Annotated in this window: 15 protein-coding genes and 1 tRNA gene; 7 read left to right on the top strand and 9 right to left on the bottom strand. The window is 62.1% G+C overall.

Annotated features, from left to right (window positions below; all coding sequences use genetic code 11):
* Positions 1–160 precede the first annotated feature (160 nt).
* The 4 genes from N6L27_RS13220 to N6L27_RS13235 form a co-directional block, all read right to left on the bottom strand.
* On the bottom strand, positions 161–2,398 hold the full coding sequence (locus tag N6L27_RS13220; RefSeq protein WP_271907741.1) for an adenylate/guanylate cyclase domain-containing protein: 2,238 nt from the start codon (positions 2,396–2,398) through the stop codon (positions 161–163).
* Positions 2,399–2,452: 54 nt separating this feature from the next.
* A complete protein-coding gene (locus N6L27_RS13225; protein ID WP_271907742.1) occupies positions 2,453–3,109 on the bottom strand; it encodes a GntR family transcriptional regulator in 657 nt (218 codons plus the stop codon).
* A 54-nt stretch (positions 3,110–3,163) separates the two neighbouring features.
* The gene (locus N6L27_RS13230; protein WP_271907743.1) at positions 3,164–4,981 is read right to left on the bottom strand and encodes an adenylate/guanylate cyclase domain-containing protein; all 1,818 of its coding nucleotides are present in this window, start codon (positions 4,979–4,981) and stop codon (positions 3,164–3,166) included.
* 121 nt (positions 4,982–5,102) lie between these two features.
* Positions 5,103–5,789 carry a M48 family metallopeptidase gene (locus tag N6L27_RS13235; RefSeq protein ID WP_271907744.1) on the bottom strand — a complete coding sequence of 229 codons (687 nt, stop codon included), beginning with the start codon at positions 5,787–5,789 and terminating at the stop codon, positions 5,103–5,105.
* A gap of 100 nt (positions 5,790–5,889) precedes the next feature.
* Here N6L27_RS13235 and N6L27_RS13240 point away from each other — a divergent pair, with 100 nt between their 5' ends.
* Positions 5,890–6,216: a TIGR02300 family protein gene (locus N6L27_RS13240; RefSeq protein ID WP_271907745.1), complete on the top strand. Its 327-nt coding sequence runs from the start codon at positions 5,890–5,892 to the stop codon at positions 6,214–6,216.
* Positions 6,217–6,399: 183 nt separating this feature from the next.
* Positions 6,400–6,475, top strand: a tRNA-Ala gene (locus N6L27_RS13245).
* A 357-nt stretch (positions 6,476–6,832) separates the two neighbouring features.
* Here the strand turns inward: N6L27_RS13245 and N6L27_RS13250 are convergent.
* From N6L27_RS13250 to pcaQ, 3 genes are all read right to left on the bottom strand, one after another.
* Positions 6,833–9,487 (bottom strand): methyl-accepting chemotaxis protein, encoded by a 2,655-nt coding sequence (locus tag N6L27_RS13250; protein ID WP_271907746.1) that lies wholly within the window; start codon positions 9,485–9,487, stop codon positions 6,833–6,835.
* Between the two features lie 252 nt (positions 9,488–9,739).
* Positions 9,740–11,398 carry a transcriptional regulator gene (locus N6L27_RS13255; protein ID WP_271907820.1) on the bottom strand — a complete coding sequence of 553 codons (1,659 nt, stop codon included), beginning with the start codon at positions 11,396–11,398 and terminating at the stop codon, positions 9,740–9,742.
* 301 nt (positions 11,399–11,699) lie between these two features.
* Complete coding sequence (gene pcaQ / locus N6L27_RS13260) at positions 11,700–12,626, bottom strand: pca operon transcription factor PcaQ (protein ID WP_271907747.1); 927 nt, start codon at positions 12,624–12,626, stop codon at positions 11,700–11,702.
* An 87-nt stretch (positions 12,627–12,713) separates the two neighbouring features.
* Between pcaQ and pcaC the strand changes: the two genes are divergently transcribed.
* From pcaC to N6L27_RS13280, 4 genes are read left to right on the top strand one after another with little or no spacing between them, the layout of a single operon-like run.
* Positions 12,714–13,109, top strand: a complete 396-nt coding sequence (pcaC, locus tag N6L27_RS13265) for a 4-carboxymuconolactone decarboxylase (protein WP_271907748.1) — start codon at positions 12,714–12,716, stop codon at positions 13,107–13,109.
* A complete protein-coding gene (gene pcaH, locus N6L27_RS13270) occupies positions 13,106–13,843 on the top strand; it encodes a protocatechuate 3,4-dioxygenase subunit beta (protein WP_271907749.1) in 738 nt (245 codons plus the stop codon). Before pcaC ends, pcaH begins: the two co-directional genes overlap by 4 nt.
* Positions 13,843–14,463, top strand: a complete 621-nt coding sequence (gene pcaG / locus N6L27_RS13275; RefSeq protein WP_271907751.1) for a protocatechuate 3,4-dioxygenase subunit alpha — start codon at positions 13,843–13,845, stop codon at positions 14,461–14,463. Before pcaH ends, pcaG begins: the two co-directional genes overlap by 1 nt.
* An 11-nt stretch (positions 14,464–14,474) precedes the next feature.
* On the top strand, positions 14,475–15,305 hold the full coding sequence (locus N6L27_RS13280; protein WP_271907752.1) for a 3-keto-5-aminohexanoate cleavage protein: 831 nt from the start codon (positions 14,475–14,477) through the stop codon (positions 15,303–15,305).
* A 98-nt stretch (positions 15,306–15,403) separates the two neighbouring features.
* Here N6L27_RS13280 and cueR read toward each other — a convergent pair whose 3' ends face one another.
* Together cueR and N6L27_RS13290 are read right to left on the bottom strand one after the other, a co-directional pair.
* Positions 15,404–15,793 carry a Cu(I)-responsive transcriptional regulator gene (gene cueR, locus N6L27_RS13285; RefSeq protein ID WP_271907753.1) on the bottom strand — a complete coding sequence of 130 codons (390 nt, stop codon included), beginning with the start codon at positions 15,791–15,793 and terminating at the stop codon, positions 15,404–15,406.
* Entirely contained in the window at positions 15,790–18,297 is a 2,508-nt protein-coding gene (locus N6L27_RS13290; protein WP_271907754.1) for a heavy metal translocating P-type ATPase, read from the bottom strand. The genes cueR and N6L27_RS13290 overlap by 4 nt, the downstream gene beginning before the upstream one ends.
* 356 nt (positions 18,298–18,653) lie before the next feature.
* Between N6L27_RS13290 and N6L27_RS13295 the strand changes: the two genes are divergently transcribed.
* Entirely contained in the window at positions 18,654–19,766 is a 1,113-nt protein-coding gene (locus N6L27_RS13295) for an S-(hydroxymethyl)glutathione dehydrogenase/class III alcohol dehydrogenase (protein WP_271907821.1), read from the top strand.
* Positions 19,767–19,838: the final 72 nt, after the last annotated feature.

A 19,838-nucleotide genomic window follows, 5' to 3' on the forward strand; every position in this document is an offset into this window, starting at 1 on the left:
CTGCCGCCACTTCCAGGATGCTTCTCCAGTGCTGTTCGGCAGTGCAAACCGAAAAAACTCCTCCTGAAACACAGAGGATTCAAGCCTGCGCTCCGGCGAGACTCCTGAACCAGCAACAGCCATGTCCGGCGGATGGCCTCCGGTGGCAAAAAAACCTCTGTCAGCGCTCTTCCTGAGCCATGCTCCTGCGGATCCGTTCAGCGGCAAGGGCGGCACGTTTGCCGGCAAGCCCCATACCGGCCAGCGAATCCAGCGCCGCCAGCGCCGGCGCCGCGGAGGCGCCTATGTTTCCCAGGGTGTTGGCGGCCTCTTTGCGAACAAAGGCAGAAGGGCTTTGCAAAAGTATGGTCAGCTCAGGCACCGCTGGAGCAGCTGCAGCCCCAAACAGGCTCAGCGACCGGGCCGCCTGCCTCTGGCTGCTGGCGTCCGCTAGCGACAGTTCTGCCTTCAGGCTGGCCACCGTCGTGCCCGGTGGCAGGGCTGCAAGCAGCAGCCCATCCGTCAGCCGCCGGTTCAGATACTGGCTGGCCCCGGTCCAGCGCAGGATGAAAAAATATTCCTTTACTGCAGCCGGAAGAGACGCAGCGCTGTTGCCGCTGTGCCATTGTTCGACCATAGCACGTGCGTCCCGCTGCCTCCCCTGGAGCGCCAGCACCGAGGCCGCAAGCGGCATCAACTCTCTGGCTCCGGGAGTGCGTTCGAGCTCCGCCAGCAGCAATGCAGATGCCTGCGCGTAATCGGCCATTGCAAAAAACGCCGCAGCTTCGAACAAGGTATAGTGGCTGGGGTGTTTGGGATCGAGCCGCATTGCGGCACGGACAAAGGCCAGCCCCTCCTGCGGCTCACCCTCAGCGATCAGCGCCCAGCCCATGACCAGATGAGCCTCCGGATCGCTGGGCTGGAGTGCAATAGCCTTGGCAGCTTCCTGCCGGGCTTCACCGATGCCCCGGTTGCCGCCGCCTCCTTGCCCCCAATCGTTCAGGTTGAGCCTGACCATGGCCCTGATCACATGCACCAGCGGGGCTTCATGCTTGGATGTCTCTTTCAAATACTTGTAGAACAGGCCGATATGCATCTGACTGCTCTGTCCGGCAAAAGCATTCCAGTGAAGAAAGATGTGCGGACGCAGATGCGCCATTGCCAGAAAGGCCCAGGCCCGGCCATAGTCCGGATCCAGCGACACCGCCTGTTCAAAATGCGGAATGGCAGCCAGATTATCCGCCTCGTTGAACCGGGCGTAAAGCGCCCAGCCCTGCTGGAAAGCCTCACGCGCAGCTATGGTCGCGGTATCCACTTGTTCGATCCCGGTGCGCTCTTCGTTATCCAGCGGCAGATCCAGCGCCTTGGCGATATCCAGTGCTATACGGTTTTGCACCGAGAAGATGTCCTCCAAAGGACCGTCGAAACGCTCCGCCCAAACCAACTGGCCGCTGGATGTGTCGGTGAGCCGGATATTGGTCCGGAACGCGGAGCCGGTGCGGCGCAGGCTGCCGTCAACCACATAACGGACACCCATTTCCTCAGCGAATTGCGCGGGGCTGATCTGCTGGCCATGATAGGCAAAGGAACTGTTGCCGGAGATCACGAACAGGCCGGAAATCCGCGACAGGTCGGTTATCAGATCCTCGGAAAAGCCATCCGCCAGCATCGCATTACCGGTTTCGCCTGTGGAATCGGCCAGCGGCAGCACCGCAACAGAAGGAAGGTCCGGCAGCGGAAAGGCCATGCGCGCCACGACAGCCTGATCCGGGTTCGGCTGCCTGGGGGCGGTCCACCAGAGAGTGCCTGCCACTGCCACGGCCAAAATGCCCGCCCCCGCGGCCAGCCGGGCCCGCGGAACCTTGGCGCGCGCTGTCTTATGCGGCGTCTGACCGCTTACCCGAACCCGGTAGGCCTCCACCGGTTCCGGGATATTCTTGACCATCTGCGCTCCCATGGGAATGAAATCCGCAGTGATGCTCTTGCGGGCATAGCTGACGGTGGACAGGGAGGCGGTAATGCCGCCCGGCTCTGCCAGCGCCTCCAGCCGGGCGGCCACGTTGACGCCATCACCCAGTATGTCTGCGCCGTTGGAGATCACATCTCCCACATTTAGGCCGATGCGAAGCTGGACGGCACGGTCCTCAGAAACCCCCGCATTTCTTTCCTGCAGCCGGTCCTGAATGCTGAGGGCCGCACGCAGCGCATCAACAGCGCTGCGGAATTCGATCAGGAAACTGTCCCCAGCGGTATTGGCAATCCGGCCGCCGTGCTGCTCCGTCAGCGGTTCCACCACCTCGCTGCGGATGGCACGAAGCGCCGCAACCGTGCCTTCCTCATCCGCAGCAGTCAGCCGGGAATAGCCTGCCACATCTGCGGCCAGGATCGCAGCCAAGCGGCGATTTGAAGGGCTTTTCATAGGGTTGGAGTGTACCAGTTCGGCCAGCGCCTGGGAACCGGTTTCGCTGCCGCCCTAGCCTGCCAACAGCCGCAGGCCCTGGGTCACGTCCGAGCGCACTGCCAGCCGCAGGCCGGGCTCGTCGCCCGCCTTCAGCGCGGCGATAATCAGGCGGTGGTTCTGCGGCGGATCGGTGCGGCGCAACCGTCCGTAAAGCGCCCGCATTGTAGGGCCGAGCTGCAGCCAGACAGTTTCCGCCATGGCCAGCATTGCCGGCGCCTGGGCACGCAGATAGAGGGTGCGGTGGAATTCCAGGTTAGTGCGGATATAACCAACGGCGTCGCGTTTGGAGACCATCTCTGCCACGTTGGAATTTATTGTCTGCAGCCGGTCGATCAGCGCCATATGCGCGCGCGGCAAAGCACGGCTGGCCAGCTCCACCTCCAAGAGCGCGCGCAATGCAGCCAGCTCCTCAATCCGCTCGTTTGTCAGCTCCGGCGTCGTCACCCGGCCCGATGAAGACAGGAAAAGCGCGCCTTCAGCCGCCAGGCGCCGTACCGCCTCGCGCGCGGGGGTCATCGAGACACCGAATTCGCCACCGATACCACGCAAAGTCAAGGCAGCTCCCGGTGTAACTTCACCGTGCATAATACGGGTCCGGAGAGTCCGGTACACGCGGTCATGAGCTGGTGCAGAGGCGGTTTCCTGGGCAGGGCGAGCAGTCTGGTTCATCCGCTCATGTGATCACAAAATCTGGTGTGGTCAACCGGACAATTACGCGCAACTTCAGGGGCGGCCCGGCAGCCCTGCCAGACTGAGCCCCGTGCGCAGAGCCCGCTGCGGTGCCGCGGCGGAATAGGGAAAGGCCGCTGCAGCCTGATCCACCGTCAGCGGCGCACCCTTGAGGCGGCCACAGGCAGCAGCGGCCTCTTCAAAATTGCCAAGCGTAGCCAGGCTGGCGCAAAGCAGCACCAAAGCCAGCTGCGCCGCAGGTTCAATCCTCAGCGCCTCCGCCGCGGCGGCGGCGGCCTCGGTCTCCCGGCCGGCAGCGAGGTGGAGAGCAGCTTCGACGGTCAGAACCATCGGCTGAGGCAGCGGTTCGAGGCGGCGGACACTGTCCAGCACTTTCCGGGCGCTGCTGCCCTGCCCGGCGAGATGCAAAAGCCAGGCCCGCAACAGCTGACCCGGTGCATCGTTCGGAAAATCCTCTGCCAGGATCCCGGCCAATTGCAGCGCTTCGCCGTTGCGGCCAGAAAATTGTGCTGCCAGCGCCTGCAACTGCAGCACCGCTGCCTCTGGCGGCAGCCCTTCAACCAGCTTTGCTGCCCCTGACGCGCGCTCTGGCAGCCCCGCTGCCGTGCCAGTGAGCATGTCCAGATGCCAAAGCGCGGCCAACGCCTGTGCTTCCGGCCAGTCCGGTTCCATCTGCTGTGCCCGTTGCAGGACCAGCTGCGCGCCGCCGCGGTCACCCTGCTGCATCAGAATGCGGGCGTTGAACAACTGCAGCATAGCGCCATCGGCAACATCAGGACGGCTGTTGTCGGGCAGAGGCTTGCCGAAGTAGCCAATGATGCTGGCCGCAAGCTCCGGCGCAACAGCGGACACAGATCGCTGCGGCTGCGGCGGCAGAATGCTCAGAGGTTCCGCCCCTGCACTGCTGCCGCCGTCTTTCGCCTGCAGGATTTTCAGACCGGCCCCCTCCTGCAGGGTTCCGGGCAAATGGCCCGCCACTACGAAATCGGCCCCCAGCAAAACCGCCGCCTCATCTGGCAGCAAACCCTCTGCAGCCTGAGCGCTGGACGGTGCAATGATGCGGGCGCCGCTGGCTGCGGCCAGACTGCGGATCACCTCCTGTGCCAGCATCCGCGCCGTTTCCGGCTGAAGCATGTCAGACGTGAATGGCAAAATGGCGATCACCGGGCTGCCTTCAAAGGCGGATGCGGCTGGAAAACCGGGCGTGAGCACTTCAGCGGTTTTCAGACCGCCTGCCGAGTGCCAGCTCCAAATCCCGGCCACGGCGGTAGCAGCACCGATGCAGCCGGCCGCCAGCAGTACAACGGGCCGCATTCCCTTTCGGGCCGCAGGTGCCTGCGGTTTCGACGGCGGCCTGCTGCGGCGCAGGGAGGGCAGAGAGGTGAGCTCATCTCCGAGGAAGTAAACCTGAACCGGATCAGGTATGTTCTTCACCTCATGCAGACCAAAGTCCTCGAAGTCATAGGGTATGCGGTTTCGAACCTGATCATAAGCGGCAGCCGAGAGGGCCACACCGCCAGGATGCGCCAGGCTTTCCAGCCGGGCAGCAATGTTCACTTCGTCGCCGAAAACGTCTCCCTGCGCGATGAGCACTTCACCCAGATTGATGCCAATGCGCAGCTGCAGATGGCGGGTGCGGGCCGCGTCCGCCTGGATTTGCGCTGCAGCCTCCACAGCTGAAATCACGCTGGGAAACAGTGCCAAAACCCCGTCACCCATCAGCTTGATGATACGGCCGCTGTGGCTACGGATCGCCGGCGCGATCAGGGTTTGCTGCTGAGCAAGCACTTGGTTCAAAGTACCGGCCTCATCCTCGGCCATCATGCGGCTAAAGCCGGAGACATCCAGCATGAATATGGCGGCAAGGCGTCTTTGCGGCTTGTCTGACACGGGGCGGGCCTTTGGACCGGGAACTGGCAACTGCAACTGGTGCCAGCTTAGCCCGCGCACCCGCAGGGTCAAAGCCCTGATTTCATTCGCCGAAACGGTAGCGGTGCAGGCTCGTGCCGTTTTCGCGCAACCAGGTGCGCTGGTCCTGCCAGCGGCCATGAATACGCTCAACCGTGTCCCAGAAGGCCTGCGAGTGGTTCATTTCCTGCAAATGCGCCACCTCGTGTGCGGCGACGTAGCGCAGCACCGAAGGCGGCGCCAGGATAAGCCGCCAGGAATACATCAGCCCGCCGTCCGCTGTGCAGGACCCCCAACGGGAACGGGTGTCACGCAGGGTGAGGCGGTTGTAGCTCTTGCCCAGCCGGGCGGCATAAAAATCCGACGCCTCGGCCAGACGGTTGCGTGCCAGTTCCTTCAGGTAGCGCTGCAGGGGACGCCCGGGATTGGGCCCCGGCACCGCGATGCGGCCGGCCTCCAGCTGGATGCGGCGGCCCGCGGCCAGCTCTATCACCCGATCCTGGCCATCAACCGGCAGCACCGCGCCAAAGACCGCGTCCACGGCGTCCGGGTGCTTTTCCAGATTTGCCCGGATCCAATCAGCCTTTTCCTCCGCAAAAGCCAGGGCGGCACGCTCTGGCAGCCCCTTGGGCAGAGTCAGCGTCACGCGCCCGTCCAGAGAGGAGATCCGCAAGCTGATCCGCCGCGCCCGCGCAGAGCGGCGCAGTGTAAGCGGCACCGGCGGGGTCCCGGACAGATGATATTCGGCCATGCACGCGCCCTTTCCAGGCTTAGGCTTTGACAGTGCCCCCCTCATATGGCAAGGCACCGGAATCGTCGATACGACTCACCAGTAAATCAAGGGGATCCACATGCCCAAGGAAGAATGGGGTGTAAAGCGCGTCTGCCCCACCACTGGCAAGCGCTTTTATGACCTGAACAAGGACCCGATCGTCAGCCCCTACACGGGCGAGGTCGTCGAGCTGGATACCGGCAAGACCCGGATGATCGAAGCAGATGCCGAAGACGCGGCCACCCTGAAGGCCAAAGAGAACTTGGACGCCGATGACGTGGTCCTGGACGATGACGACGACGTCGATGTTGATCTGGGCGATGATGTTCTGGACGATGACGATGATGATGACAACGTCTCGTTGGACGATATCGCCGACATGTCGTCTCCAGAAGACGATTCTTAAGGCGTTTCAAGAGGTTCGGGGGCAGGATCAGCCACCCCCGGATCAGCCGCCCTGCGGGCCGGCAAAAAATTTGGGACCCGGCGCATTTTCCGCTTGCAGCCCGCGCCGACGTCCCGTAAACGACGCTCACACCGCGAGACGGGCCGGATCAAGACGGAACGGACACTGAAAGCGGTCAGGTTTGGGGCCTTAGCTCAGCTGGGAGAGCGCCTGCATGGCATGCAGGAGGTCAGCGGTTCGATCCCGCTAGGCTCCACCAAATCTTCATCGTCGCCTTGGAAAGCACTTAAAGCCTTGAAAATCAAGGTGAGTTCTGGTGTTCGAAACGCTCGTTTCAAGGGGTATCTGGGAGGCTCAGCAAAACAGGTGCGCAGAACTGCTTGTTTCTGCCTGCATGCCCCAAGCCCCATGCCGCCACGATAATGCGGCAGATGCTGCCGTCAGAGGCCGGAATGCAGATCTCGCCATAGGGATCTGGAGGCCCGTGGCGTTGAGCCGCCAGTCCCTAGCGCAAACGTTTAAAATGGGAACTTCATCTCAGGGATTACGCTGACCACTTTCGGGGCTTCATTGGAAACCGGGTTTTGAAAGAGGTCATGTTCATCGTCTTGTTTGGTCAGGCTTGCAGCCGCCAATCCTCCTCCTCGGACCGCTCTGAATCCTCCCAAGCCTGCTCAAGCGCGGCTGCGTTGGTACGGAATGCACCCAGCGCGCCCGCCATAGCCTGAGCTTCCTTTGACAGACCCTGGCTGGAGGATGTCACCTCCTCGAACAGACCTGCGTTCCGGGTGGTAGCGTCATCCAGATTCGCCATGGCCGAATTGATTTCCTGCAGGCTGCCGGATTGCTCGGATGATGCCTCGGAAATAGTCTTCATCAGGTCTGCAGCACTGGCAACGGATTCGGATATCTCCCCGATGGCAGCACGAGTCTGCTCGACAAGATCAGCACCCAATTCAACGTTTTGTCCTGCTTCATCGACCAGAGCGGCAATCTCGGTCGCTGCTTCCTTGGAACGGTGCGCCAGAGTGCGTACCTCAGAAGCAACCACTGCAAAGCCCTTGCCAACGGTCCCTGCCCTGGCGGCCTCGACCCCGGCATTCAGAGCGAGAAGATTGGTTTGCTGTGCAATGGCCTCAATCATGCCGATGATGCGAGAGATTTTCTCGGAGCTCTCCTTGATCGCCTCCATAGCACCATATGTGCGCTTTACGACTTCGATGCTGCCGGTTGCATTGCGGCGCGCAGCTTCGACTGAGGCAGATGCCTCGCCTGAGGCCTGGGCGGTACCGGTAATCGACACCGAGAGCTGGTTAACCGCAGCCGCGGTTCCGGCCAGAGTTTGCGCAGTCCGTTCGGAACGCTCCGACAGGTCGCGGGACGCAGCCGAGATTTCGCTGCTGACGCCGGCAATGGACTGACCGTTGGCACTGAGACTGCGGACGGAGATTTCCAGCTTTTCAAGCGCAGCATTGAAATCATCGCGCAGCTTGGCATACCCCTCGCCCATTTCCTCGTGAATTCTGAAAGTCAGATCGCCCTGCGACAAACGTTCGAGCCCATCACCGATGGCAGTCACGGCGACGGTCTGCTCAGTTAGCCGGGCATTTCGTTCCTCATTGGCGGCGGCCTCGACCTCAGCCTTTTCAACCAAACCGTCGCGGAACACCGCAAGGGCCGTCGCAATGCGGCGGATTTCGTCGCTGGATCGCTCGTAGCCCTTTACCGGGCGCAGATTTCCTGCAGCCAGGCGTTCGGTGGTGCCGCTAATGTCAGCCAAAGGACGCAAAATCAGGATTCTGGTGAGGATCAAAGCCACTACAAAAACCCCAGCGGAGACTGCCGCCAAAATTTGCAGCTGGCGCTGAGCCTCTCGCACATCGGCTGCCAGCCCGTTAGCGATCGAAGCGATTTCCAGCTGGCTTGCATTGCCAAGCGCAGTTGCACGGCGGGCAAATTGCAAAACCGCCTCTACCGTGGCCTCGGACGCTCTGGCTGCTTCGGCCGCTGCCTCCAGTGAAGCGACTTTGAACGCCGGCAGCCCCTGAGCAGGATCGGCTAGCGCGATCATGCCCTCAAGAGCTTCAGAAAACACCCCATCGCCAAACCCGGTGTAGCCCTGCAGTGCCGTTGCTGCGTCCTGCAGAGGTGCCACTGCAGCATTGGCAGCCTCGATACTCTGAGACGCCGCCATATCCAGCGCCGCAACTTGGAAAGCGCTTGTCCAGCCATTGATCTCCAGAAGCTTCAGGAGCACTTCAACCTGATTGTCCAGCAAGCTTTGAATGGCAGTCCTGTTGTCGGCACTGGCCTGCGTAGCAGCCACTGATAAAGTAAAGACCATGCGTTCCATCGCCTGCGTCAGCGGACGGACACTGGCGTTGCGGGCGCTCAGCACCTGCTTGCGGCTTTCCTTCAACTCTTTACGGCTGGCTGTCAGAGTATAGCGGAACAGCTCAACACCTTCGCTCACCTTTTTGGCGCGGAATGCATCGAGCCCCAGTTCCTCAAGCCGGCCAAGCACTGGCTCAAGGCGTTCCAAAGCGTCAGTTGCCATTTTCTTGAGCGCGCGCTTGGTCGGCACATCGCGCACATGTCCCAAAGCCAGAGCTGCACCGGACAGAATGCTGATATCGGCGCGCGCTTCCAGCAGTGTCTGCAGGCTGCCGAATTGCTGATCCACCAGGTTATTCAGAACCTCGTCCACCTGTATGATGGTCTCTTCACCACCGTCCATCAGGCTGTCACGCGCCTCTGCCGCCACCTGCACGAGCCTCTCCTGAACAGCCTGGCTGAGGCTTTGCAGATCGGCGGTCTGAGTGTCGATCCATGCCTGGTTCCGGAAGGCTGCCTGGCGGGAGGCTATCAGATTGTTCAGCCGGTCCGAGGCTTCAGCCGCTTCAGGTGCAAATTGCGCCCGCTCCGCTGCCGGAAGTTCCGAGACACTCCCCTCAAGCGTTGACACTGCCGCCGCAGCAGCAGCCTCCGCCGTGGAAAGTTCCTCAACAGAGCCGGCCTGCAGGACGCCAATCATGGCATTTTTGGCCTGACTTGCGGCATCGACCATATGGGTGCTGAGTTCCAGCTGCGGCACCTTCTCGCCAGTCAATACCTCCATCTGGCGGCCTGTCTGGGCAAAAACCAACGTAACAAGAATGCCTCCGACCGCTGCAGTCCCGCCCATCGCCATCAGGATTAGCGTGATCTTGGCACCAATGCTTGAAAACGGCCGAAAACTGCGCTTCGCCAAGAGGTCTTTCTTCGAACTCATTCTGTCACCCAAGTCTTCCGCCCGTATTCTGCGCCCCGGGCAATTCATATGGCACACCCCCTGCTGGTTGGCAGGAAGCCCGCATCTCCCTTACAGGAACGACGTAAGACGTAAAAAAAGGATGATGGCGCTGCGGAAAGTGCTGCAGATTTTAGCAATCCGCCTCGCCGCACAAGAAACCCCCACGCGATGCATGGGGGCGAAGCGGCATCAAACCGCGGCGTGCGTTACCGCAATCGGTTTCAGAAGAACTTATTCCGGCACTCCAGCCTGCCGCAGAGCATATGCCCACTCCTGACCAGCCGGGCTCATTGCGGCCGGGTTGTCGCGCTGGAACTGCGACAGGCAGAACTCCGGAGCTGCCTCGAGCAGTTTTTGAACTGTGTTGCGGGCTTCTTGGTCCTGGCCAGACAACTGCAGGGCAATGGCCTTGGAACGCAGCGGCACGGGAAAAGCCCCCTTGGCCTGCAGCGAGCGGTCAGCCAATTCAATAGCACGGCCATATTTGCGCGCAGACAAGTTCGCCAGGGCTGACAACGCATCAAAATAATAGCATTGCGGCCCCAAAGGCGTCAGCCGCCGGGCAGCATCAGTCATCTGAACGGCCTCGTCGGCCATATCCTGATAGGCCATCGTAGCCCCCTTAAGGAGCAACGCCAGAGCCTCGTTCGGATTGTCGCGCAGCGCAAGATCATAGGCGTCCAGAGCTTGATCAAACCTGAAGGTCAGATGGCTGCAGATCAGCCCTTTAAGCGTATGAGCCAGGGAAAAGCCCGGCGCCGCTTCGATCGCAGTCTCGGCCAGCTGGCTCGCCAGACGGCTGTCTGCCACACGGTCATGCGACAATCCACGCTCAACCCTCATTACATGCCAGAAGCCCATCCAGGTAAGGGGCAGCGCGTGGCCGGGCTCCCGCTCTTTTAAGTGCGACAGGATACTGTAAGCCTGCTGAAACTTGTTCATGTCCATTTCCTGCATCAAGGAAATGGCTGCCATCAGCAAAGTGTGACTTTCCAGGTCCTGCAGCGGCTTGAATTCTGCCAGCCTCACAGCCTCTCCGGCAGCAGTTTGACCAATCTGCAAGGTGGCATTTCGAAGGACCGAACTCCGGCCTTCCATCAAATTGTTCAACGACCCTTTGAAACTGCGCGACCAGATCACCTTTTCCCGCAAGGCATCGTGCAGGTCTATCTCGGCTTGAAACCGGCCGCCGCCGCAGGTGACGGCCCCCGACACCAAATAGTCTGCTCCAGCCACTGATGAAACTTCAGCCGGCCGCACGGTTTCAGGATCAAACTGGCGCGACGCCAGATATGAGGTAACTGAAAACGCCCAACTGCGCGACAGACAGCGTGATAGCTCCTCTGACACCAGCGAACCTAATGGTGCAGATGACTCACCCGGATACCGGTGCGCAAAGGGCAATACGGCAATCGACGGTAGCAGCCCATCCAGAATGACCCTGCCCGGCGGGGCGCCTGTCGGCCCTGAGGGCGCTGCAGGCTTGCGGGCAAGTTCCGCCCGCGTCTCTTGCAGCCAGGCGTTGAAAACGGATTCATGCGGCAACTCAAAGCCTTCCATGAACTCCGCTCCACCACCGACAGTGTCCAGTTCAAGGCGCGTCAGATCCAAGATCACCCTTTCCCGGTTGGCATAAAGCAGCTTGGCCGCTTCCGGCCCCAAATGCCGCCGCAACGTCGACAAAGCAGTGCGAAGGCTAGCCTTGGCCTGTTCCGGCTGCGCCAGGCACCACAAAGTCTTTTCGAGAAAGGCCCGCGTCCGGATCCCGCCCTCGGCGGTGGACAGCAAAGCCACAAGAGCTTGATGTTTGGCACCGAGCTGCACGCCAGTACCGTCCGCATGGAAGACGCCAAAAGCACCGAACCGGCGAATTTTCAGTAGAACAGTCATACGCACCCCCACTCAACGCGTGATACCTTCGGTATTAAAGTACCGTTATGGTGCACACCTTTAGGTTGTTTTGCAATTACTGATTGCATTGCTGAGACAACTTAGTCACCCCGCATCCGTACAAGCGCGTTGAAGAACTCAACTTTCCATTTTTTTATCAAGTAAATAGCAGGTCGCGACCCTGAACTTTCACAGCAAACGAAAAAGTCGCCAGACGGCCAGTCAAAACTCACATTCGCCACGAAAAACACTCAAAAGGTGTATTTTTGACTCTTCCTGGTCGCCGCCCATCTGCTTGGGATCAGGATAACCCCAAGCTAGAGCAAGTACAGCGCAGGGCCGCGCAGAACCGGGCTGCGGCCGGCGACAGCTGGTGCTCCAGCCGGACACACAGCCCCACCGGCCCAAGGGTGCCACCGGTGTCCATCGGCAGGGCCGCCATCGTGCCTGCCGCAAGATCCGGACGCACCACGCCCTGACTGATGATCCAGATCGCCTGATGCTCCAGCACAAAACGCCTTCCGAAAGCTGAAGACACCGTTTCCACCGGAAAACGCGGCAGCGTCAGTCCCTGCTCCAGAAACATCCGTTCCACCAGCGGCCGGATAACTGAACCCTCAGAGGGTATCAGAACCGGATAATCCTCGAAGGCTGTGGGTGGCAGACGGCTGAGGCCGGCAAGAGGGTGATCCCGCTCAGTAACTGCAATCACACGCTCGCGGTAAAGAGGGTCGAACCCGATCCCTGCCATAGTTTCCGGAGCTGGCATCCGGCCCACCACCAGATCCAGTGAGCCCCTCCGCAACTGGTCGATCAAGTACTGGTTATCTCCAGACACTACCATGAAACGCCCAGGTGCGCCGCCGCCGCGCAGCGTGTACAGCGTATCTGGCACCAGATCCGCCGCCGCCGTTGGCAGGGCGCCGATGGCGACCAGCGGCCCCTCAGCCTCATCCAGCCCTTGCAACAGCGCCACTCCGTCACGGGCAAGTGCGAGGCTGCGGCCTGCATGATCGCGGAACAGCTCGCCATAGCTGCTGAGCCGGATGCCTCGGCCGTGTTTCTCTACCAGAGGTTTGCCGCAGACCGCTTCCAGCTCCCTCAGAGCCCGTGTAACAGCCGGCTGTGTCATACCCAGCGCCTCAGCCGCCTGTGTAACGCTCATCTTGCGAGCCACTTCGACGAAGACTTCCAGATGGCGCAATTTGAGGGATGAGGAAAGGCGCATACCAATTTTGCTATCATTTGATGACTGATTGAGGATTATACAGACCACTTGCGGTATGCGATACTGTTTCGGAAAAGGGAGGCCGGAATGACGCAAGACCGTTACACCCGCGGTATGCAGGTGCGGCGCCAAGTACTAGGCGACGCCCACGTGAACCGGGCGGAGGATACCAAGACCGCACTGGACCAGCCCTTTCAGGAACTGATCACTGAGGCCGCTTGGGGCACGGTCTGGGCCTCGGACCGGATCAGCTTGCGGGAACGCTCGATGCTGACGCTGGCGCTGCTGGCGGCAACAGGCAATTTTGACGAGATCCCAATGCATATCCGCGCCACTGCCCGCACCGGCGCCAGCCGGGAGGATGTGCTGGAGGCCTTCCAGCATGTTGCGATCTATGCCGGGGCACCGCGGGCCAACCACGCGCTGAAACTGGCTAAACAGATCTATGCCGAAATGGAGCGCGAGGGAGGGGAACCCGCATGATCAAGCCACCACTGCAAGGGGATTTCTACCAAAGGGACCGCCGCTGGCACCCGCCTGCCCTGTCGCAGGAATATAAAACCTCTGTCACCCGCTCACCGCAGTTTCCGCTGATCAGCCTGGAAAACACTGTCAGCGAGATCACTGGCCCGGCATTCGGACACAACGACATCAATGCCACGGACAACGACCTTCTAAGCAACTTCGCTCAACCTGGCGGCAGCCCCATTGGCGAGCGTATCATCGTGCATGGCCGGGTGCTGGATGAAAACGCCCGCCCCGTGCCGAACACGCTGGTGGAGATCTGGCAGGCCAATGCCTCCGGCCGTTACCGGCACAAGAAGGACACCTACCTTGGTGCTCTGGACCCGAACTTCGGCGGTTGCGGGCGGACGTTGACGGATGAAAATGGCTGCTACCATTTCCGCACAGTGAAACCCGGCGCCTACCCCTGGCGCAACCGGGTGAACGACTGGCGGCCCGCGCATATCCATGTCTCGGTCTTTGGCACCGGTTTTGCCCAGCGCCTGATCACCCAGCTCTATTTCGAAGGCGATCCGCTGATTGCCCGCTGCCCTATTGTGAACACCATCCCGGACCCGGAGGCGGTGGAGATGCTGGTAGCCCGGCTCGACATCAACGCCACCATTCCGCTGGACACCATCGCCTACCGTTTTGACATCGTGCTGCGCGGGCGGCGGTCCACCATGTTTGAGAACCGCATGGAGGGGAACTGATGCGCCAGAAGCTAGTGTACCTGAAGGAAACCCCGTCGCAGACCGCTGGACCTTATGTCCACATCGGCCTGGCTCCCGGTGCCGCAGGGTTTGAGATCTACGAGCAGGAGCTTGGGTGGGACATTGCCGGGCCCAACGCCAGGGGCGAGCGCATCCGGGTGGAGGGTGTGGTGACCGACGGCACCGGCTCGCCGGTCAAAGATGTGCTCCTGGAGGCCTGGCAGGCAAATTCGGACGGCATCTATGCCCATCCGGAACACACGGGCGAGGTGGAAGACGGTTTTCGCGGTTGGGGCCGGGTGATCACCGATTTCGAGACCGGCGAATGGGGTTTGGACACCGTGAAGCCCGGGCCGGTGATGGGCCGGGGCGACCAGATGATGGCACCGCATATCAACCTGTGGATCGTGGCGCGCGGCATCAATGTCGGGCTGAACACGCGGATCTACTTCGATGATGAGGCTGCGGCCAACGCCGCCGACCCGGTGCTGAACGTGATAGAGTGGGAGCGCCGCCGCGCCACCCTGATCGCCAGGCGCGCGCTGCGGGACGGTCTGGCCGTCTACCGCTTCGACATCCGCCTGCAGGGCGAAGATGAAACCGTGTTTTTCGACATCTGAAAGGGAATTCCATGAGCAAACCCTGCATCATCTGCGTTGCAATCACCGGCTCTGTCTCGACCAAGGAAAACAACCCGGCGGTGCCCGTAACAATTGCGGAACAGATCGAAAGCACCCAGGAGGCGTTTGAGGCCGGCGCCTCGATCGCTCATTGTCATGTGAGAAACGACGATCAATCGCCAACTTCCGATCCGGAGAAGTTCGCGCGGCTGATGGAAGGCTTACAGAAACACTGCCCTGGCATGATCATCCAGCTGTCGACCGGTGGGCGCTCCGGCGCGGGGCGGGAGCGTGGCGGCATGCTGCCCCTTCGGCCTGACATGGCGTCGCTGTCGGTGGGGTCCAACAACTTCCCAACAAGAGTCTATGAAAACGCCCCCGATCTGGTGGACTGGCTTGCATCAGAGATGCGCGCTCACGAGGTCAAACCGGAGATAGAAGCCTTTGACCTGTCGCATATCCACCAAGCGGTGAAGATGAACCGTGAGGGCCGCATTCCCGGCACACTCTATGTTCAGTTCGTCATGGGGGTGAAGAACGCTATGCCGGTCGACAAGGATGTGTTCGACTACTACGTCAAGACCATGCAGCGGCTGGCGCCGGAGGCCCAGTGGTGCGGTGCCGGTGTCGGGCCGGGGCAGATCCTGGTCAACGAATGGTCCATCGCCGCAGGCGGCCACACCCGCACCGGGCTGGAGGACAACATGCGGCTGAACCGCGAAACGCTGGCGCCCTCCAACGCGGCACTGGTGAAACGGGCGGTGGAGCTTTGCGAAAAATATGACCGCCCCGTCGCCACCTGGCGGCAAGCCCGCGAGATCCTGGAGCTGCGCCCCGGCTGAGGCTGCCCGCTTCGGGCCGCAGGTCCGAAACCGTACCCAAGGCCGCTAGGCGGCCCGGCAGGGCAGCCGCGGGCACGGGAGCCTCTGCCCTTTGCCGATCACCCTTCTCCGGACAAATCCCTGAGGATCGGGCAGTCCGGACGACTGTCGCCGGCGCAGCCTTTGACCAGTTCTCCCAGCGTGTCATGCATCGCCTGAAGGTCGGCGATTTTGGCCTCGATTTTGGCCAGATGCTCCAACGCAAGCTGTTTCACATCGGCGCTGGCGCGGCTTTCGTCCTCGTAAAGCGCCATCAGGGTGCGGCAGTCCTCGATGGTAAAACCCAGCGCCCGGGCGCGGCCCAGAAACGCCAGCTTGTGCAGGTCGGTCTCGGCAAAGCAGCGGTAGCCGTTGGCGCTGCGGTGCGGCTTGATCAGGCCGATGTCCTCGTAATAGCGGATCGTCTTGGCCGGAAGCCCTGAGCGGCTGGAAACATCCCCGATATTCATGCGCGCGCCTCCTGCTTGGTGTCTGCCTTAGGTGTCGGTACCGCCTGCTCTTCATCTATGGCAGGTTTCAGGCGGCGCAAGCGCAGCGCGTTCGACAGCACAAAAACACTCGACAGCGCCATGGCGCCTGCCGCCAGCGCAGGAGACAGCAGCGGGCCGCCAAAGGGGTAGAGCAGGCCCGCCGCCACCGGGATAAGCAGCACGTTATAGCCGAAGGCCCAGCCCAGGTTCTGGCGGATGTTGCGCATGGTGGCGCGGCTGACGGTCAGCGCGTTGACCACCCCGCGCAGGTCGCCGGAGACCAACACCACATCCGCGGCCTCGATCGCCACGTCGGTGCCGGTGCCAATGGCGATGCCCGCATCCGCCGCCGCCAGCGCCGGAGCGTCATTGATGCCATCGCCGACGAATGCCAGGGTGCCGTGTTCCACCTGCAGCTCCTGCAGCGCCTTTACTTTATCCGCAGGCAGGCATTCCGCCTTCACCGCATCAATGCCCAGTCGTGCAGCAATCGCCCGTGCCGTGCCGGCCGCATCGCCGGTGATCATGGCCACCTTCAAGCCCTGATCGTGGAATGCCTTGATCGCCGCCGGGGTGCCCGGCTTGACCGGATCCGCCACTGCAATCACCGCAGCGGCCTTTCCGTCAATGGCAGCATAGAGCGGGGTTTCTCCCCGCTCAGCCAGCCGCGCGCCTTCTGCCTCCAGCGCGCCAAGAGCAATGCCTTCGCGTGCCATCAGACGGGAAGCACCGCCCAGTACCACTCGGCCTTCGACCTCTGCCCGCAGGCCGTAGCCGGGGATCGCCTCAAAGCTTGACGCCTTCGGCAGCCCCTTGCCTGCCGCCGCCGTGATGGCCCGGGCAATCGGGTGTTCGGACTGCGCCTCGGCGGCGCCGGTCAGTCGCAGCACCTCCTCGCGGGTGAAGCCGTCGGCGCAGATCAATTCGGTCAGCTCCGGGCGGCCCTGTGTCAGGGTGCCGGTCTTGTCGAGCGCCACCACCTTGATCTCCTGCAGCCGCTGCAGCGCGTCGCCTTTGCGGAACAGCACCCCCATCTGGGCGGCGCGGCCGATACCCACCATGATTGAGGTCGGCGTGGCCAGCCCCATCGCGCAGGGGCAGGCGATGATCAGCACGGAAACGCCGGCCACTAGCGCCAGCGGCAGCGACGGCGCCGGGCCAAACAGCGACCAGGCCAGCACCGTCAGCGCCGCAACCGCGATTACCGCAGGTACGAACCAGAGGGTTATCCGGTCGACCAGCCCCTGCACCGGCAATTTGGCGCCCTGCGCCTGCTCCACCATGCGGATGATCTGCGCCAGCACGGTGTCGCGCCCCACACGGGTTGCGCGGAATTCAAGCGCGGCGTTACCATTTATGGTGCCTGCCGTCACCTCATCGCCGCGGGACTTGGCAACCGGTACCGGCTCGCCGGAAATCATGCTCTCGTCAACATAGGAACTACCTGAGGTGATCTCGCCGTCCACCGCGATCCGCTCGCCTGGACGGACCCAGATCAGGTCGCCGGTTCCAATCTCCTCCACCGGGGTTTCGATAGCATCGCCGCCGGAGACCACCATGGCGGTTTTGGGCTGCAATCCCGCAAGCTTGCGGATCGCTGCACCGGTGCGGCCCTTGGCCCGGGCCTCCAGGAAGCGGCCGGTGAGGATCAGTACCACGATGACCGCCGCGGCCTCGTAATAGACATTGGCGGTGCCTGCGGGCAGAAGCCGGGGTGCGAACGTGGAAATTACCGAGAAGCCGTAGGCCGCAGCAGTGCCCAGAGCAACCAGCGCGTTCATGTCGGGTGCGCCCCGGAACAGAGCCGGGAAGCCCTTGACGTAGAACTGCCGCCCCGGCCCCGCCAGCACCGCGGTGGTCAGGGCAAACTGCAGCAAGTAACTGTTCTGCATGCCGATATTCGCCGCCACCCAGTGATGCAGCGCCGGAACCATGTGGCCGCCCATCTCGATCAGGAACACCGGCAGGGTCAGCAGCGCGGCGATCAGTACCTGGCGGCCTAGTGCGGAAATTTCATCCGCCTTGCGCTGGCTGGCCTGTTCCGCCTCATCCTCCGCCGCGCCGCTGAGACGGGCCGGATATCCGGCCTCCGTCACCGTGCGGGCCAGATCCGCAGCGCGGGCGGCACCGGTCAGATAGCGGACCTGCGCGGTCTCGTTTGCAAGATTGACGCTGGCCGACAGCACCCCTGGCACCGCCAGCAGTGCCCGTTCCACCCGGCCCACGCAGGAAGCGCAGCTCATGCCGCTGATCACCAATGCAGCCTGCGATTCCGCAGCCGGATAACCGGCAGCGGCCAGGGCGCCGGTCAGGTCGGTCAGCGTCATGCCCTGAGCGGCTTCCACCTGGCCGGTAGCGTTGGCTAGATTGACGGAGGCCGACTGGACCCCCTCCACTGCCGCCAGCGCGCGTTCTGCCCGCCCGGCGCAGCCCGCACAGCTGAGGTTGGTGATATGCAGGGAAATTCGGGTTGTGTCTGACATAGGGATTCCGCCGGTTTTGCGCCTTTGACAGTGGATATGAGGGTTCCAGTCAGGGGAAGGTCAAGAGGTGCACCCGAAATTCCTTCCCAAAACTGGAACCCTGATGGCAAACCGCTGCAAACCGTAGGTTTTCCAACAAGCCTGAATGGCGCGGACCGTCGGCCATCTGCCGCTTTCGGGGCAAAGCCCGGCGGACCTCCCCTGTTAGGGTGCCGAGGCAATGCTTGCGCGTGCCGGTGCGCAAATGTAACGCTGGGTCATTCCGGCCTGCGGCGCAGCCGTCGGCACAGCATTCACCCCGGACCCGCCAATTGGCGGCCCGGTCCCGAAGAATAGAACGAAGGACCAGTCACATGATCAAGACCCGCGCTGCCGTTGCGGTTGCCCCCGGCAAACCGCTGGAAATCATGGAAGTGAACCTCGAAGGCCCCAAAGCGGGCGAGGTTCTGGTGGAAATCAAGGCAACCGGCCTGTGCCACACCGACGAATTCACCCGCTCCGGCGATGACCCGGAAGGCATCTTCCCGGCGATCCTGGGCCATGAGGGCGCGGGCGTCGTGATCGAGGTCGGCGAAGGCGTGACCAGCCTGAAGCCCGGCGACCATGTGATCCCGCTTTACACCCCTGAGTGCCGTGAATGCGAGTATTGCCTGAACCCCAAGACCAACCTGTGCCAGGCGATCCGCTCCACCCAAGGCCAGGGCCTGCTCCCAGACGGTTCCACCCGTTTCAGCATGCAGGACGGCACCCCGATCCACCACTACATGGGCTGCTCGACCTTTGCCAACCACACCGTGGTGCCGGAAATCGCGCTGGCGAAAATCCGTGAGGACGCGCCCTTTGACAAGGTCTGCTACATCGGCTGCGGCGTCACCACCGGCATCGGTGCTGTGATCAACACCGCCAAGGTGGAAATCGGCTCGCGCGCAGTGGTCTTCGGCCTCGGCGGCATCGGCCTGAACGTGATCCAGGGCCTGCGGCTGGCCGGTGCTGACCAGATTGTCGGCGTCGACCTGAACCCCGGCAAAGTTGAAATGGCCGAGAAGTTCGGCATGACCGATTTCGTGAACCCGGCCGAGGTCGAGGGCGATCTGGTGGCACATCTGGTCGAGCTGACCGGCGGCGGCGCCGACTATACCTTTGACGCCACCGGCAATGTGAACGTTATGCGCACCGCACTGGAATGCGCACACAAAGGCTGGGGTGAATCTATCATCATCGGCGTGGCGCCTGCCGGTGCAGAGATTTCCACCCGCCCGTTCCAACTGGTCACCGGCCGCAGCTGGCGCGGCACCGCGTTCGGCGGCGCATCCGGCCGCACCGACGTGCCCAAGATCGTCGACTGGTACATGGACGGCAAGATCGAGATCGACCCGATGATCACCCACAAGCTGACGCTGGACCAGATCAACGAAGGCTTCGAGCTGATGCACGAAGGCAAGTCGATCCGTGCCGTGGTCGAATTCTGATCCCGGGATTCATGTGAAACAGATGAAACGCAGGCCTCTGGGCCTGCGTTGTCGCGCATAGGTTGTCAGCTG

The organism is Leisingera sp. SS27, assembly GCF_028368855.1.
Classification (GTDB): domain Bacteria; phylum Pseudomonadota; class Alphaproteobacteria; order Rhodobacterales; family Rhodobacteraceae; genus Leisingera.